The following is a 14,986-nucleotide window of genomic DNA, read 5'->3' as shown; positions in this document are numbered from 1 at the left end:
TTCTCCGGTTCGTTGCTTATTTGCGTCCGCGGCCGGGCGGCACGATGTCGTCCTCGCTCACGCGGGGCGTCGCGCCGTTCGCGCCCGCCGATACCGCCGACAGCGGACGCGCCGCGCGCGCCTTCGTATCGAGTTCGTCCTTTTCGTGCGCATGGCCGACTTCGGCCGGCCCGACGCGCACCAGCCGCCGCAGCAGGAACAAACCCGCGCCGAAGATCACGAGATAGGCGAGCACATAGAGCAGCCACGAGAGACCGACATCGGCGGCGGTGAGCGAGGGCGTCACCGAATCCTTCGTGCGCAGGATGCCGTAGACCGTCCACGGCTGACGGCCGGCCTCGGTCGTCGTCCAGCCGGCGATCACCGCGATGAAGCCGAGCGGCATCGCCCACGTCGCCGCGCGCAGCCAGCGCGTGCTCGTCTCGATGCGCCCGCGCGCGAACTGCACGATGCCCCACAGCACGAGCGCGAACATCAGCAGCGCGATGCCGACCATGATGTGAAACGCGAAGAACACGACCGCGACGGGCGGCCGGTCCTCGCGCGGAAAGTCCTTGAGGCCGCGCACGTAGCCGTTCGGATCGTGCGTGAGATAAATGCTGCCGAGCACCGGAATCGAGATTTCGAAGTGATTGCGTTCCTCGTCCTGATCGGGAATCGAGAAGAGATTGGCCGGAACGCGCGTGCCGGATTCCCAGAGCGCTTCCATCGCCGCGAGCTTGGCCGGCTGATGCTTGAGCGTGTTGAGTCCATGCGCGTCGCCGATCACCATCTGCACCGGCACCATGATGATGAGAAAGATCAGCGACATCTTCACCATCACGCGGCTTTCCTCGAGCGCGCGGCGCTGGCGCAGATACATCGCGCCGACGCCGAGAATCACGAAGCCGGCCGTCACGAGAAACGCGCTCACCGTGTGCCCGAGCCGGTACGGAAACGACGGCGTGAAGATCACGTCGAAGAAGCTCACCACTTCGAAGCGGCCGTCCGGCAGCACGCGGTGGCCTTGCGGCGTCTGCATCCAGCTATTGACGGCGAGAATCCAGAACGACGAGATCACGGTGCCCGCCGCGACGAAGATCGCCGACATCACATGCGCCCACTGCGGCACGAGCTTGCGCCCGAAGAGCAGCACGCCGAGAAACGCCGATTCGAGGAAGAACGCCGTCAGCACTTCGTAGCCCATCAGCGGGCCGACGACGTTCGCGGTCGCATCCGAAAAACGGCTCCAGTTGGTGCCGAACTGAAACGGCATCACGATGCCCGACACCACGCCCATGCCGAACGACACCGCGAAAATTTTCAGCCAGAACGCCGACAGGCGACGATAGACGTCGCGCTTCGTGATCCACCAGTTGAATTCGAGCGTCGCGATGAAGCACGACAGACCGACCGTGAAGGCCGGCAACAGAATGTGAAAGGCGACGACCCACGCGAACTGGAAGCGGGAGAGCAGGACCGAGTCGACATCCATGAACGCTCCTTGTTCAGGCTTTTTGCAGCGGATGTGTCGAAAGGCGCGCCTCGCGCGGGCGCTTTCCTCCTTAATAGCATGGTTTTAAGGAACGCGACCACACGCCGCGCGGCGAAGCGCCACGTGCGCCTGCCGCGAATGCACCCGTTTGGTACAATCTTCGGCTTTCGCGCCTAAGCCATGCGGACGACCGCATGCGCATCGTTTCGTCGGGGACGGCCCCATTTTTCAAGGGAGTCGCTCGATGTCCTGGATTCTTCTTTTCGTCGCCGGTCTGCTGGAAGTCGCCTGGGCCGCCGGTCTCAAATCGTCCGAAGGCTTCACCCGGCTCGGACCGTCCGTCTTTACCGTCATCACCGCGCTCGGCAGCTTCGTCCTGCTCGCGATGGCCATGAAGCAACTGCCGCTCGGCACGGCCTACGCCGTTTGGACGGGCATCGGCGCGGTCGGCGCGTTCGTCTTCGGAATCGTGTTCATGGGCGAAGCGCTGTCGGCGGCGCGCATCCTGAGCGCGGTGCTGATCGTCGCCGGGCTGATCGGGCTCAAGCTCTCGTCAGGACACTGAGGGCGCCGGGAACGCCAATCGCTTGAACCGTGCTGCACCGCGCGTATTTGCGTGGATATAATGGTTCGAGGTCATCCGCATTTGTCTGAGCGCAACGTTTTGCGCGTTTTCGTTCTATCTTCGCGTATGTAGGCGGCTTCTTCCGGCATCTGCCGCAAAGACCGCTCTTTTCAGTCGGCAAATCGTCCCGTAGCGGCGAACGCCGGCGGCTGGCAGCATTAAGGGAGACGGCAATGCTTGAGTCACTTTCGCTCGCAGCGGGCCTGTCATGGGCGAGCGGGCTGCGCCTGTATCTCACTGTTTTCATCGCCGGCATGTTCCAGCGCATGGGAATCGTTCACCTGCCGGATTCGCTTGCAGTGCTCGGCTCGCCGTGGGTGATCGGCGTCGCGGGCGTGCTCGCGGTCGTCGAATTTCTCGCCGATAAAATTCCCGCCTTCGATTCCCTGTGGGACGCGGTGCACACGTTCATCCGCATTCCGGCGGGCGCGGTGCTCGCCGCCGGCTCCCTCGGCCACGCCGATCCCGCCATGCTCACCATCGCCGCGCTCGCGGGCGGCACGCTCGCCGGTGCATCGCATTTCGCGAAGGCGGGCACGCGGGCGCTCATCAATCTGTCGCCGGAGCCGGTGTCGAACTGGGCGGCGTCGGCGACCGAGGATGTCGGCGCAGTCACCGGCATCGCGCTCGCGCTCTTCGTGCCGCTGCTGTTTCTCGTGCTGCTTCTCGCGTTTCTGGTGCTGGCGGGCTGGGCGCTGCCGAGGCTCGCGCGCGGCGTGCACGGCGGGGTGTCGCGCATGGCCAAGCACATGCTGCCGAGCTCGGAACATCGGATGAACCGGCTGCGGAGCAAGCACGATTGAGCACCGCATTCAGGAACGATCAGGCCGCACGTAAGGCAGGACATTCGCATCCGCACATCACGCTCGGTTTCATGCAGACGATGCGTCAGGCGTGGCGCATGACCGGCCGCGACTGGCGCGCGGGCGAGCTCACGATGCTGCTGCTCGCGCTGGTGCTGGCGGTGGCGGCGCTCTCCAGCGTCGGATTTCTCGCGGATCGCATGCGCCAGGGACTCGCGCGCGACGGACGCCAGATGATCGCCGCCGATTTCGTCGTGCGCGCCGATCATCCCGTCGATCCGATGTTCGCAACGCAAGCGAAATCGCTCGGACTCGAGACGGCGGGCACGACGATTTTCCCGAGCATGATCAGTTCGACGTCCGCCCAGCCGCTCTCGCGCCTCGCGGCGATCAAGGGCGTGACGCAGGGCTATCCGTTGCGCGGCGCGCTGCGCATCGCGCCCGCCGTCGACGCCGCCGATGCGCCCGCGCACGGCATTCCCGCGCCCGGCACCGTCTGGGTCGACGCCGCCTTGCTCGATGCGCTCAAGACGAAGGTCGGCGGCACGGTGAAAGTCGGCACGCGCACGTTCACGGTCGCGGGCGTCATCACGCGCGAACTGGATCGCGGCTTCTCGTTCGTCAACTTCTCGCCGCGCCTGATGATGCGCGCCGACGAAATCGCCGCCACGGGACTCATCGGCTACGGCAGCCGCGTGACGTATCGCCTGCTCGTCGCCGGTTCCGACAGCCAGGTCGAGCAGTTCGCGAAGTTCGCGCGCGAGAACGTCGATGGCGGCAAGCTGCGCGGCGTCGCGCTGGAATCGCTCTCCGACGGCCAGCCGCAAGTGCGCCAGACGATCGATCGCGCGAGCCACTTCCTCACGCTGGTGTCGCTGTTGACGGCGCTGCTCGCGGCGGTCGCGATCGCGATGGCGGCGCATCGTTTCGCGCGGCGTCATCTCGACGGCTGCGCCGCGATGCGCTGTCTCGGCGTCAGCCAGCGCACGCTGCGCGCGCTCTTCCTGAACGAATTTCTGGCGATCGGCCTGATCGGCAGCGCGGCGGGCGTCGTGCTCGGTTTCGGCGGGCATCTCGTGCTGCTGAACTGGCTCGCCTCGCTCGTCGATGTCGAACTGCCGCAGCCGAGCGTCTGGCCCGCGCTGCAAGGCGTCGCGATGGGGCTCGTGCTGCTGCTCGGCTTCGCGCTGCCGCCGCTTCTGCCGATCACGCGCGTGCCGCCGGTGCATGTCATCCGGCGCGAACTCGGCGATGCGCAACGCGTCGCCCATGCCGCGTATGGCGTCGGCGTGCTGCTGTTCGCGGCGCTTTTGATCGTCGCGGCGGGCGAGTTGAAGCTCGGCGGCATCGTCGCGGGCGGTTTCGCGGCGGGCCTGCTCGTGTTCGGCGCGATCGCGCGCGCGGCGCTCTGGGCGGCGGCGCGCTTCGTGCGGCGCGAGCGCAGCCGCGCGGGCGTCGGCTGGCGTTATGCGCTCGCGTCGCTGGAGCGGCGCAGCGGGTCGAGCGCGCTGCAAATCACCGCGCTCGGCATCGGGCTGATGTGTCTGCTGCTCATCGGCATGACGCGCAACGATCTCATCAAGGGCTGGCGCGACGCGACGCCGCCCGACGCGCCGAATCAGTTTCTCATCGACATTCAGCCGGACCAGCGCGCCGGCGTGCTCGACTATCTGCACACGCACGGCCAGCCCGACGCCGCGCTTTCGCCGATGGTGCGCGCGCGTCTCGTCGCCATCAACGGCAAGGCTGTGAATCCGGACAACTACGACCGTGCCGACGCGAAGCGCCTCGTCGATCGCGAATTCAATCTGTCGTACACGACCGAACTGCCGGGCGATAACCGCGTCACGCAAGGCGCGTGGTTCGGCAAAGACGGCAAGCCGCAGGTGTCGATCGAAGAGGGCATCGCGAAGACGATCCGCGTGAAGATGGGCGACGTGCTGCGTTTCGACGTCGCCGGACTGCCGGTCGAAGCGCCGGTGACGAGCGTGCGCAAGGTCGACTGGAATTCGTTCAAGGTCAACTTCTTCGTGCTGCTGCCGCCCGACGCGCTCGCCGATCTTCCCGCGACCTTCATCACGAGCTTTCATCTGCCGGCAGACGAGCAACGCGTGATCGACGGGCTCGTCGCGCGTTATCCGAACGTGACGGCGATCGATATCGCGCCGATTCTCGCGCAGATTCATCGCACGCTCGCGCAGGTGATCGGCGCGGTGCAGTTCCTGTTCCTCTTCACGCTCGCGGCGGGCGTGCTCGTGCTCTACGCGGCCCTTGCCGGCACGCGCGACGAACGCGTGCGCGAATCGGCGCTGTTGCGCGCGCTCGGCGCGTCGCACGGACAGATCCGCTCCGTGCAGGTCGCCGAGTTCGTCGCCGTGGGCGCGCTGTCCGGGCTGATGGCCGCGGTCGGCGCGCAGGGCATCGGCTATGTGCTGGCGGCGCGCGTGTTCGAGTTTCATATCGATTTCAATCCGTGGCTCGTGCCGGTGGGCATCGTCGCGGGCGTCGCGTGCGCGGGGCTCGGCGGCTGGCTGAGCCTGCGGCGCGTATTGGCGCGCCCCGCGCTGCAATCGCTGCGCGACGCGTAGTTTTTCGAATCAGAGCAATGACCGACGTCAATCCCGAAGACGATGTGCAAAAGCCGACCGCTTTCGAGCTGGTCGGCGGCGAAGAGCGCGTGCGCGCGCTCGTCGACCGTTTCTATGATCTGATGGACCTCGAGCCGGAGTTCGCGGGCATCCGCGCGCTGCATCCGCCGACGCTCGACAATTCGCGCGACAAGACGTTCTGGTTCCTGTGCGGCTGGATGGGCGGGCCGGATCACTACATCAGCCGCTTCGGTCACCCGCGTTTGCGGGCGCGGCATCTGCCGTTCGCAATTGCGTCGAGCGAGCGCGACCAATGGCTGCGCTGCATGGCGTGGGCGATGGAAGACATCGGCATCGACGCATCCTTGCGCGAGCGGCTGCTCACTTCGTTCTTCGATACCGCAGACTGGATGCGCAACCGTCCCGGTTGATTCGCTTTCTTTTGTACCGGTTCAGGCGGGGCGCGGCTGATGCATCATCGGCTTTTTCGCCTCATCGCAAGGAAGCACGACCATGAGCACACGCGCACTCTTTCGCGAGGACGCTTATCAAACGCGTTGCGACGCGACCGTCACCGCCATCGACGAGCAGGGCATCCACCTCGATCAAACCGTGTTCTATCCGCTCGGCGGCGGCCAGGCGGGCGATGCCGGCACGCTGACGCTCGCGGACGGCACGGTCATCGCGATCGCCGATACGCGCAAGGCGAAGTTCGAAGGCGCAACGCCGGATGACGCGGTTCACGTTCCCGCGCCCGGTCAGGAGGATGCGCTTGCGAAGCTGAAAACCGGCGACAAGGTGAGCGCGGAGATCGACTGGGCGCAGCGTTACCGGCGCATGCGGCTGCATACGGCGAGCCATCTGATCTGCGCGGTGCTGCCGTATCCCGTCGACGGCTGCAGCATCACGACGGAATACGCGCGGCTCGATCTCGCGACGGTCGAGCCGATCGAGCGCGAAGCCGTCGAAGCGAAGCTCAACGCGCTGATCGGCGGCGCGCACGGCGTGCAGACCGAATGGATCACCGATGATGAAATGGCCGCGCGTCCCGAGCTCGTCCGCACGATGAGCGTGAAGCCGCCGACGGGCCTCGGCCGCGTGCGTCTCTTGCGCATCGAGAATGTCGATCTGCAGCCGTGCGGCGGCACGCATGTGCGCAACACGGAGGAGATCGGCGAGTTGCGCATCGCGAAGCTGGAGAAAAAGAGCGCGCGCACGCGGCGACTGGTGCTGGAACTCGTCTGAACATGGATCCGCGCGCTCAGGCCGTGCTCGATCTCTGGTTCGGCGCGCCCGGTTCAGCGGAATTCGGTCAGGATCGCAAGCTGTGGTGGAAGAAGAAGCGCGCCTTCGATTCGCTGCTCACCGAACGTTTCGGCGCGCTGCTCGACGAGGCGCACGCGGGCGGCTTGCGCGAGTGGGAAAGCACGCCGCTCGGCACGCTTGCGCTGATCGTGCTCATCGATCAGTTTTCGCGCAACTGTCATCGGAACACGCCGCGCGCGTTTGCGGGCGATGCGCGTGCGCTCGCGCTGGCGAAGACGCTGGTCGAGCGCGGCGACGATCTGCGCTTGCCGAGTGCGTACCATCGCGCGTTCGCGTACATGCCGTTCGAGCACGATGAATCGATGGGGAGCCAGCGCGAGGCGCTGCGCTTATTCGCAAAGCTGAAAGAAGAGACCGGCGTTTCGAGCTTCCATGAATCGGCGCTGGAGCACGCGGAAGTGGTCGAGCGCTTCGGACGCTTTCCGCATCGCAATCGGATTCTCGGACGCGAAATGCGCGCCGATGAGGAGGCGTGGCTGGCGGCGCATGGCGGGTTTTGAGCCACGGACGAAGCGTGTGCCGCATCCCTTTTACGTGAGGAAGCCCGCGTCACATCGTCGATCGAACGGATTGACATTGGTCGTTGACGATCCGTTTTCCGATTAGTTCTATTGATGCATGAGCGATGCGCCCCTAATATGAATACCGCTGTATCAAGGCACTATTCATATATCGGACCATCGCAAGAGCATGACGCGCGCGAACTTTAATCGAATTACTTTGGTTTCCGTAACAGGTTTGCAGGACGCCACGTGCGCCGTTCCAGCGCTGGAATTGAGTCGCAGACAAATGCCAGGCGCGCGCGCATTACTTTGCAGCCCGAATTCGCCGCGCGGGCTGCCTGAAGGAATCGCGCACCGCAAGATCGCTCCCATGAACTACCACGAATACAGCTGGTTCGTGATGTTTGCGCTTTGGAAGCTGATCGACACCGATTTCGCGCTCGTCTTGCAGGATGATGGCTGGGTTCTGGACGGCAATAACTGGCGTGACGAATTCTTCGACTACGACTACATAGGGGCACCCGTTCATCAGGCGTGCGTCGAATCGGCCGCCGGTACCGAATGGATTTCACACTTCAAATGGCGCGATCGGATAGATCGTCCGGGCCATGTCGTGCGGCCTGTTTTGAATGGAGGCTTCAGCCTGCGCAGCAGGCGCATGTTGCGCGCATTGATGGATCATCCGGAAATCAAGGTTGAGATTCCGCGGCCGGAATTACTCGATAACAGCGAATTTCGCATGCGCTGGAGTAATCGCGCACCCAATGAAGACGTGCAACTGACTGCCACTTTGCGTCCGCAACTCGAGGCGGTCGGGATCAAGTACGCTCCGCTCGATTTGTGCAAGCGCTTCGCAGTCGAAGATTCCGGTCCTATCTATGGCGATGCCGATTTCATGGACCTTTTCGGCCATCACGCTTCCTGGCGCCGTCTGGTCAGCATCGATCCACCGAGCGTGGAGTACAAAGTCAAACGCAGTTTGGCACAGCGGGCATTCCGGGAAATGGATGTCGTGCGTATGTTGGAGGCGCGCGGGTATCGCGTAACGTTCGCTGCGGAGTGAGCAGGCATAGGGCGACGCACTGGAAGACATCGCCCCCAGACGATGACGCTAGGGAGGTTTTCGGGAACTCATCATCGACGAAGGAGGGTGGCATGGTCGCATAGTATCTGGGTGCAATGTTCAGTTTTACGGTCGGTTAAATTAAGGATACGAATTAAATAAGGTATCCGAATAATGAGTGACTGCTTCCGGAAACGGGCCTAACGGCAAGGGGGAAGTTTCGACGCAGCAGCCTGGGAACTGCAACGGGATCGTCACTGTTGGTGCAACGGATTCCGGTGGCAATCGTGCTGTATTCTCGAATTACGGGCCGCCGGTCACTGTGATGGCCCCCGGCGGATCGATCATCTCGACCGTCGATACAGGTAAGACCGTTCCCGCATCCAACTCCATGTTTTCGATATTGAGTGGCACATCGCAGTCAACTCCGCACGTAGCAGGAGTGATTGCACTCATGTTCGAGGCGAACCCCGGGGCGACCGTCGACGAGTTAAAGTCCGCCCTGACTTCAACGGCGACATCGATGGCCGCACAGTGTCCGGAGGGTTGTGGCGCGGGTCTCATCAATGCCCGGAAGGCCGTTGAGAGCATCCTGGCGATCAAACGAAGCTGACAGGGCAGATCCCGCTGTTACGCGCTCGAGACGTCGTCGAGTATGAATGGAAGGCTCGCCTGCCGCGGGCCTTCAACGATCTGAACAGTTGCCGCGCGCCTGAGTTCGGTGTCGATAACGACATATGCGACATCAGCCACCCGATCGATTTGCTCGCTTCATCGAAAATGATCGCGCACTTTCCCCGTCAAAACCATATTCTCGCCGCCAAATGCGCGTCGATGAATGACCCAGCCTTTTGAGATGGCGTCGAATGCCAGTGATTTAGAATCGCTCGGCATCCTTATCATCCGACGTGTTTCATGCCCGATTTCAGCAACATCACTCTGGTCTCCGTGACCGGACTGAACGACGCCCACGGCGCGGCGCTGGCGCTCGAATTCTCCCGCCGGCAAATGCCCGGCGCTTCCGCCTTGCTTCTAAGCCCGTCCGCACCCGGCAATCTTCCGCCGGACATTCGTCACCGTGCCATCGCGCCGCTGAGCTTCAAGGAATACAGCCTTTTCATGATGTTCGCGTTGTGGCGCATGGTCGAAACGGAGTACGTGCTCATCGTCCAGGAAGACGGCTGGCTGCTCGACGCCTCGAACTGGACCGATGAATTCCTCGAATACGACTATATCGGCGCGCCCGGACACCTCGCGCGCGTCGACAGACCCGAAGGCATTTACTGGAAGAAGGATTTTTCTTGGTACGGCGATCTCGAGAACCCGGACTCCGTCGTGATTCCGGTGCTCAACGGAGGCTTCAGTCTCCGTAGCCGTCGCATGCTTCGTGCGCTGGTCGATCATCCGCACATCCGGATGGTGGTCCCGCCGCCCGACGTCAGCGATTCCGAGCCGATCGCCATGAGCTGGTTCAACGACGCCACGCATGAAGACGTGCAACTCACCTGCATGTTGCGTCCCGAGCTGGAAGCCGTGGGTCTGCGGTTCGCTCCGCTCGAAGTCGCGGCGCGTTTCGGTTTCGAACATGCCGCGCTCAGTCACATCGGCGTGAACCTTCACGCTGTATTTGGCATGCACGGTTCATGGCGGCGTCTTGCCAGCATCGATCCGCCGGTCGTGCGTTATGGCGCGACGCGGCGCCACATCGACGAACATCCGCTGGAGCCGCCTGTGGTCAAGATGCTCGAGGAGCGCGGTTATCGGCTCGAGTTCATGCCCGAGCCTGCTTGATCAACGCCCGCCCGACACGTCCAGAATCGCGCCCGTCACATACGACGACGCATCCGACAACAGCCATACGATCGATTCGCCGACTTCATCGGCGGTGCCCGCGCGTCCGATCGGCGTCTGCACGCCAAGTACGTGCGCGCGATCCGGCTTGCCGCCGCTCGCGTGGATGTCGGTATCGATGAGCCCGGGGCGAATCGCGTTCACGCGCACGCCTTCGCGCCCGAGTTCCTTCGACAGCCCGATCGTGAGCGTGTCGATCGCACCTTTGGATCCCGCGTAATCGACGTACTCGTTCGGCCCGCCGAGCCGCGCCGCCGCCGACGATACATTCACGAGCGATCCGCCCTTGCCGCCGCGCGAAGTCGACATGCGCCGCGCCGCCTCGCGCGCGCAGAGATACGCACCGAGCACGTTGATGTCGAAGATGCGCTTCATGCGCGCGATATCCATGTCCGCGAGCATCGAACCGGGCGCGACGATGCCCGCGTTGTTCACGACGCCATCGATCTTGCCCAAGGCTTTCTCGGTCGCGTCGAACATCGCGATGATTGCGGCTTCGTCGCTGACGTCGCCGGGAATCGCGATGGCCTTGCCGCCCGCCGCAACGACGGCCGCGACGGTGTCATCGGCGGCCGCGGCGTTCGACGCGTAGTTGACGCCGACCGACCAGCCGCGCGCGCCCGCGAGCACCGCAGCCGAGCGGCCGATGCCGCGGCTTGCCCCCGTAATCAGGATCACTTTCGACATCGGTTCCGCTCCTCAGACGGCGTTACGTTTTTCGGACCACTTGTCGATCGCGGGCGGCGTGTAGGTCTTCAGCTTTGCGATCATCTCGCCGGGTTCGGCTGCGACCTGAATGAAATCCAGATACGCCTCGCGCATGAAGCCTTCGTCGACCGTATGACGCAGCATCGCCATGAGCGGATCGTAGTAGCCGTTCACGTCGAGCAAGCCGACCGGCTTCTGGTGATAGCCGAGCTGCGCCCACGTGTAGACCTCGAAAAACTCCTCGAACGTGCCGACGCCGCCCGGCATCGCGACGAACGCGTCCGACAGATCGGCCATCTTCTTCTTGCGCTCGTGCATGTCGGGCACGACGTGCAATTCGGTGAGATCCGTGTGGCCCACTTCCTTTGCGAGCAGCAACTCGGGAATCACGCCGACGGCGCGTCCGCCCGCGGCGAGCACTTCATCGGCGATGAGTCCCATCAGCCCGACGCGGCCGCCGCCGTAGACGAGCGAGAGATCGTTTTCAACGAGCGCGCGGCCGAATGCCTTGGCCGCTTCGGCATAGACGGGGCGGGCGCCGGTCGCGGAGCCGCAATAAACACAAACTGCCTTCATTTATCTGGAATCCTTCGGTATTTCGGTCTTCGACGCGTTCGATGCGTTGGACGCGTCTTCGCGCGGCGGCAGGAAATCCGCATACTCGCGCTTTGGCAGCTTACCGGAAACGAGATCGTCGAAGAGCTGACGCGAGCGTCCGCGCAGATACGGCGCCATGATCGAGATGATATGCAGGCTCGCCTGATGCAGTTCCGTGCGGATCGCTTCCTGATCGTTGTACTTGCGCGGATTCATCACGTACTGATACGACAGCCAGTACGTCGCGATTACGCCGATGTTCGTCGCGATCACCTTGATCTCCTCGGGCGTCGCGACCATTTCCTGATCGGCCACGAGCGCCTCGCACAACTGGCTCGCGAAGTGCACCTTGTGCGTGATGATCTGCTTGAAGTGCGTTTCGAGCGTGCGGTTGCGCGCGAGCAGATCGTTCAGGTCGCGATACAGGAAGCGGTAAGTCCACAAGAAATCCGCCATGTATTGCAGATACGACCACATCTCGTCGATCGTCGGGCGATGATCGTCCGGAAAGCGCAGACGCTTCTGAATCTGCTGCTCGAACTGCGCGAAGATGCTGTTGATGATGTCGTCTTTGTTGCGGAAATGGTAGTACAGGTTGCCCGGACTGATTTCCATCTCCTCGGCGATGGTCGTCGTGGTGACGTTCGGCTCGCCGATATCGTTGAACAACTTCAGCGACAGCTCGAGTATCCGTTCGCGGGTGCGGCGGGGTGGTTTGGCTTCCATGTCGTCCGACCTTGGGATCGGGCCGCGAGGGCTCGGGATGAGCGTTCGCGCGGCCGCTTCCGTTGCTATTTTTGAGAATATCGGACGATTATAAACCGGTCGTTCTGCGGCACGGACGCGAGCTTTGAGCGCACGAATTCTCTTTTATAAGATACGCGCGAGCCAAGCGGATGCAAACGGCCAAAGAATCAGACCCCAGGTAATGACGCAGACGCCGAGCGCGACCATCACCGCGGCGCTGCCGAAATCCTTCGCGCGCTTTGACAACTCGTGACGTTCGAGCGATATCCGGTCGATGGCCGCCTCGACGCTCGAATTCAGCAACTCGACGATCAGCACCAGCAGCACGGACGCGATCAGCGCCGCGCGCTCGACGGGCGCGACCGGCACGAAAAGGCTGCACGGCAGGAGGATCGCGGCGAGCGTCAGTTCCTGACGAAACGCGCTTTCCTCGCGAATCGCGACGCGAAAACCGTACAGCGAATTTTTCATCGCGTGCCACGCGCGCGTGAAGCCGCGGTTGCCCTTGTACGGATTAAAGGGCTGGTCGTCGGGGCCGAGCGGCTCGGGCGGCTGCGCGGACGTTTCGTCGATGTCTTCGGGGTCATCGTCGAAGGGATCGCGCGCGCGGGCCGTCGCGGACGATGCGCCTCGCGCGTTCGCTTCGGCCCGTTCCTGCGCCACGGCGTGTCGCGTCATGCCGCTGCCCGGTCCGAGCTCGCGGCGCGCGGCCCGAACTGGCGCAGATGCGATGCGAACTGCTCCGAGGCCGCGCGCCACGAGAAGCGTTCGGCCCACGCGCGGGCATCGGCGCGTTCGATTTTCAGCGCCTGCAGGCAGGCTTCGTGAAGGTCGTCGTCGAGCGCACCGGGGCCGTTTTCGCCGAGCACGTCGATCGGGCCCGTCACCGGATAGGCCGCGACCGGCGTGCCGCAGGCCATCGCTTCGAGCAGAACGAGGCCGAAAGTATCGGTCTTGCTGGGGAACACGAAGACATCCGCCGCCGCGTAGACCTTCGCGAGCTCGGGCTGCGACAGCACGCCCAGATAGTTGACGTTCGTATAGCGCGACTTCAGCTCCGCGAGCGCCGGACCTTCGCCCGCGACCCACTTCGAGCCGGGCAGATCGAGCTTGAGAAACGCCTCGACGTTCTTTTCCACGGCCACGCGCCCGACGTACAGAAAGATCGGCCGCGCCGTGTTGAGCACCTTCGACTCCATCGGATGAAAGATGTCGAGATCGACGCCGCGCGTCCACAGCACGACATTGGTGAAGCCGTATTTTTCGAGATCGCTTTTGACGACGGGCGTCGGCGCCATCACCGCCTGCGAGCCCTTGTGGAACCAGTGGAGGAAGCGATACGTCAGCGCGAGCGGGATGCCGAAGCGCGCCTTCACATACTCCGGAAAGCGCGTGTGGTACGCGGTCGTGAACGGCAGCTTGTGACGCAGCGCATACGCGCGCGCCGCGAGTCCGAGCGGACCTTCGGTGGCGATGTGCAGCGCGTCCGGCCCGAACGCGTCGATGCGGCTCGCGACGCGCTGTCCCGGCATCAGCGACAGGCGAATCTCCGGATAGGTCGGGCAGGGAATCGTTCTGAACTCGAGCGGCGTGAGCAATTCCACGCGATGTCCGAGCGCGGTGAGTTCCTTCGTCGTCTGCGTGAGCGTGCGCACGACGCCGTTGACCTGCGGTTCCCATGCGTCGGTAACGATCATGATCTTCATCGGCTTTGGCCCCGTTGGTTCGTTCGTGGTCAGACGGTCGCGCGTGCTTTCGCCGGCCGCGCTTCCGGCGAGCGCATCACCGTCCAGTAGACGATTTTCAGTTCGCCGTCGTAGGTTTCGACGAGCGCCGAGAGACTCTCGACCCAGTCGCCGTCGTTGCAGTAGAGAATGCCGTCGATGTCGCGGATTTCGGCCTTGTGGATGTGCCCGCACACGACGCCGTCGCAGCCGCGGCGGCGCGCTTCGTCGGTCATCACGCGCTCGAACTGCGAGATGAAGTTCACCGCGTTCTTGACCTGATGCTTCAGGTATTGCGACAGCGACCAGTAGTTGAAGCCGAGCTTCGTGCGCACGCGATTGAACCAGCGGTTGAGCAGCAGGATCATCGTGTAGGCGGTGTCGCCGAGATAGGCGAGCCATTTGGCGTGCTGGATCACGCCATCGAAGAGATCGCCGTGCACGATCCATAGACGCTTGCCCGCGAGCGTCGTGTGAAAGGCTTCGCCGCGAACGTGGATGTCGCCGAACGCGAGATCGCAGAACTGGCGCGCCGCTTCGTCGTGATTGCCGGGGATGTACACGACCTGCGTGCCCTTTCGCGCCTTGCGCAGGATTTTCTGCACGACGTCGTTGTGCGCCTGCGGCCAGAACCAGCCTTTGCGAAGCTGCCATCCGTCGATGATGTCGCCGACGAGATAAAGATACTCCGACTCGTGGTGCCGCAGGAAATCGAGCAGATACGGCGCCTGGCAGCCGCCCGAGCCGAGGTGGATATCGGACAGCCAGATCGTGCGGTATCGATGCGGCTCTCCGCCAGAATCGGCGATGCCGTCGTGCTGGCCCGGCGACGCGGATTCGGACCCGAACGATTCCGTGGACTCCGATCGCAGCGCGAAGGGACCGGTGCGCAGTTCGCTATTGCTGAAGCTGAAGGGAGAGGGCGGGTCGATTGCCGGTCGGGCGGACGAGTTGAAGGCCATTGGCTCGCGCATCGG

At 63.6% G+C, this 14,986-nt stretch carries 16 protein-coding genes; 9 read left to right on the top strand and 7 right to left on the bottom strand.

The window, feature by feature from the left end; translation table 11 throughout:
* Nucleotides 1–16 precede the first annotated feature (16 nt).
* Nucleotides 17–1,474 (bottom strand): cytochrome ubiquinol oxidase subunit I, encoded by a 1,458-nt coding sequence (locus LDZ23_RS09140; RefSeq protein ID WP_244807443.1) that lies wholly within the window; start codon nt 1,472–1,474, stop codon nt 17–19.
* A 244-nt stretch (nt 1,475–1,718) separates the two neighbouring features.
* Between LDZ23_RS09140 and sugE the strand changes: the two genes are divergently transcribed.
* The 9 genes from sugE to LDZ23_RS09095 all read left to right on the top strand — a co-directional run bounded on the left by sugE (nt 1,719) and on the right by LDZ23_RS09095 (nt 10,173).
* Nucleotides 1,719–2,039, top strand: coding sequence for a quaternary ammonium compound efflux SMR transporter SugE (gene sugE, locus LDZ23_RS09135; protein WP_008341930.1), 321 nt, complete (start codon nt 1,719–1,721; stop codon nt 2,037–2,039).
* A 233-nt stretch (nt 2,040–2,272) separates the two neighbouring features.
* A complete protein-coding gene (locus LDZ23_RS09130; RefSeq protein ID WP_008341929.1) occupies nt 2,273–2,902 on the top strand; it encodes a DUF4126 domain-containing protein in 630 nt (209 codons plus the stop codon).
* Between the two features lie 71 nt (nt 2,903–2,973).
* The gene (locus tag LDZ23_RS09125) at nt 2,974–5,490 is read left to right on the top strand and encodes an ABC transporter permease (protein ID WP_404989937.1); all 2,517 of its coding nucleotides are present in this window, start codon (nt 2,974–2,976) and stop codon (nt 5,488–5,490) included.
* 17 nt (nt 5,491–5,507) lie between these two features.
* Nucleotides 5,508–5,921: a group II truncated hemoglobin gene (locus tag LDZ23_RS09120; RefSeq protein WP_008341927.1), complete on the top strand. Its 414-nt coding sequence runs from the start codon at nt 5,508–5,510 to the stop codon at nt 5,919–5,921.
* An 82-nt stretch (nt 5,922–6,003) separates the two neighbouring features.
* Nucleotides 6,004–6,735 (top strand): alanyl-tRNA editing protein, encoded by a 732-nt coding sequence (locus LDZ23_RS09115; RefSeq protein ID WP_008341926.1) that lies wholly within the window; start codon nt 6,004–6,006, stop codon nt 6,733–6,735.
* 2 nt (nt 6,736–6,737) lie between these two features.
* On the top strand, nt 6,738–7,316 hold the full coding sequence (locus LDZ23_RS09110) for a DUF924 family protein (RefSeq protein ID WP_175982719.1): 579 nt from the start codon (nt 6,738–6,740) through the stop codon (nt 7,314–7,316).
* A gap of 190 nt (nt 7,317–7,506) precedes the next feature.
* A complete protein-coding gene (locus tag LDZ23_RS09105) occupies nt 7,507–8,382 on the top strand; it encodes a DUF5672 family protein (protein WP_244807442.1) in 876 nt (291 codons plus the stop codon).
* A gap of 178 nt (nt 8,383–8,560) precedes the next feature.
* Entirely contained in the window at nt 8,561–8,995 is a 435-nt protein-coding gene (locus LDZ23_RS09100) for a S8 family peptidase (RefSeq protein ID WP_244807441.1), read from the top strand.
* Nucleotides 8,996–9,297: 302 nt separating this feature from the next.
* Nucleotides 9,298–10,173, top strand: a complete 876-nt coding sequence (locus tag LDZ23_RS09095; RefSeq protein WP_034473046.1) for a DUF5672 family protein — start codon at nt 9,298–9,300, stop codon at nt 10,171–10,173.
* Here LDZ23_RS09095 and LDZ23_RS09090 read toward each other — a convergent pair whose 3' ends face one another.
* The 6 genes from LDZ23_RS09090 to LDZ23_RS09065 form a co-directional block, all read right to left on the bottom strand.
* The gene (locus LDZ23_RS09090) at nt 10,174–10,920 is read right to left on the bottom strand and encodes an SDR family oxidoreductase (protein WP_244807440.1); all 747 of its coding nucleotides are present in this window, start codon (nt 10,918–10,920) and stop codon (nt 10,174–10,176) included. It lies immediately after the preceding gene.
* Nucleotides 10,921–10,932: 12 nt separating this feature from the next.
* Nucleotides 10,933–11,517 carry an LOG family protein gene (locus LDZ23_RS09085; protein ID WP_244807439.1) on the bottom strand — a complete coding sequence of 195 codons (585 nt, stop codon included), beginning with the start codon at nt 11,515–11,517 and terminating at the stop codon, nt 10,933–10,935.
* Entirely contained in the window at nt 11,518–12,264 is a 747-nt protein-coding gene (locus tag LDZ23_RS09080) for a TetR/AcrR family transcriptional regulator (protein WP_008341915.1), read from the bottom strand.
* Between the two features lie 144 nt (nt 12,265–12,408).
* Complete coding sequence (locus LDZ23_RS09075; RefSeq protein WP_244807438.1) at nt 12,409–12,963, bottom strand: diacylglycerol kinase; 555 nt, start codon at nt 12,961–12,963, stop codon at nt 12,409–12,411.
* Nucleotides 12,960–13,991: a glycosyltransferase family 4 protein gene (locus tag LDZ23_RS09070; RefSeq protein ID WP_034473050.1), complete on the bottom strand. Its 1,032-nt coding sequence runs from the start codon at nt 13,989–13,991 to the stop codon at nt 12,960–12,962. The genes LDZ23_RS09075 and LDZ23_RS09070 overlap by 4 nt, the downstream gene beginning before the upstream one ends.
* A 29-nt stretch (nt 13,992–14,020) precedes the next feature.
* Nucleotides 14,021–14,983, bottom strand: coding sequence for a UDP-2,3-diacylglucosamine diphosphatase (locus tag LDZ23_RS09065; protein WP_239295366.1), 963 nt, complete (start codon nt 14,981–14,983; stop codon nt 14,021–14,023).
* Between the last annotated feature and the right edge of the window lie 3 nt (nt 14,984–14,986).

It is taken from the genome of Caballeronia zhejiangensis, assembly GCF_022879815.1.
GTDB classification, from domain to species: Bacteria; Pseudomonadota; Gammaproteobacteria; order Burkholderiales; family Burkholderiaceae; genus Caballeronia; species Caballeronia zhejiangensis.
Note: the sequence above shows the minus strand (reverse complement) of the source record. Positions and strands in the feature narration are given on the sequence as shown.

Coding starts and splice junctions, on each gene's coding strand:
- LDZ23_RS09065 (WP_239295366.1), bottom strand. CDS start 14,983: ATGCGCGAGCCAATGGCCTTCAACTCGTCCGCCCGACCGGCAATCGAC.
- LDZ23_RS09115 (WP_008341926.1), top strand. CDS start 6,004: ATGAGCACACGCGCACTCTTTCGCGAGGACGCTTATCAAACGCGTTGC.
- LDZ23_RS09075 (WP_244807438.1), bottom strand. CDS start 12,963: ATGACGCGACACGCCGTGGCGCAGGAACGGGCCGAAGCGAACGCGCGA.
- LDZ23_RS09120 (WP_008341927.1), top strand. CDS start 5,508: ATGACCGACGTCAATCCCGAAGACGATGTGCAAAAGCCGACCGCTTTC.
- LDZ23_RS09130 (WP_008341929.1), top strand. CDS start 2,273: ATGCTTGAGTCACTTTCGCTCGCAGCGGGCCTGTCATGGGCGAGCGGG.
- LDZ23_RS09090 (WP_244807440.1), bottom strand. CDS start 10,920: ATGTCGAAAGTGATCCTGATTACGGGGGCAAGCCGCGGCATCGGCCGC.
- LDZ23_RS09080 (WP_008341915.1), bottom strand. CDS start 12,264: ATGGAAGCCAAACCACCCCGCCGCACCCGCGAACGGATACTCGAGCTG.
- LDZ23_RS09105 (WP_244807442.1), top strand. CDS start 7,507: ATGACGCGCGCGAACTTTAATCGAATTACTTTGGTTTCCGTAACAGGT.
- LDZ23_RS09085 (WP_244807439.1), bottom strand. CDS start 11,517: ATGAAGGCAGTTTGTGTTTATTGCGGCTCCGCGACCGGCGCCCGCCCC.
- LDZ23_RS09140 (WP_244807443.1), bottom strand. CDS start 1,474: ATGGATGTCGACTCGGTCCTGCTCTCCCGCTTCCAGTTCGCGTGGGTC.
- LDZ23_RS09095 (WP_034473046.1), top strand. CDS start 9,298: ATGCCCGATTTCAGCAACATCACTCTGGTCTCCGTGACCGGACTGAAC.
- LDZ23_RS09070 (WP_034473050.1), bottom strand. CDS start 13,991: ATGAAGATCATGATCGTTACCGACGCATGGGAACCGCAGGTCAACGGC.
- LDZ23_RS09125 (WP_404989937.1), top strand. CDS start 2,974: ATGCAGACGATGCGTCAGGCGTGGCGCATGACCGGCCGCGACTGGCGC.
- LDZ23_RS09110 (WP_175982719.1), top strand. CDS start 6,738: ATGGATCCGCGCGCTCAGGCCGTGCTCGATCTCTGGTTCGGCGCGCCC.
- sugE (WP_008341930.1), top strand. CDS start 1,719: ATGTCCTGGATTCTTCTTTTCGTCGCCGGTCTGCTGGAAGTCGCCTGG.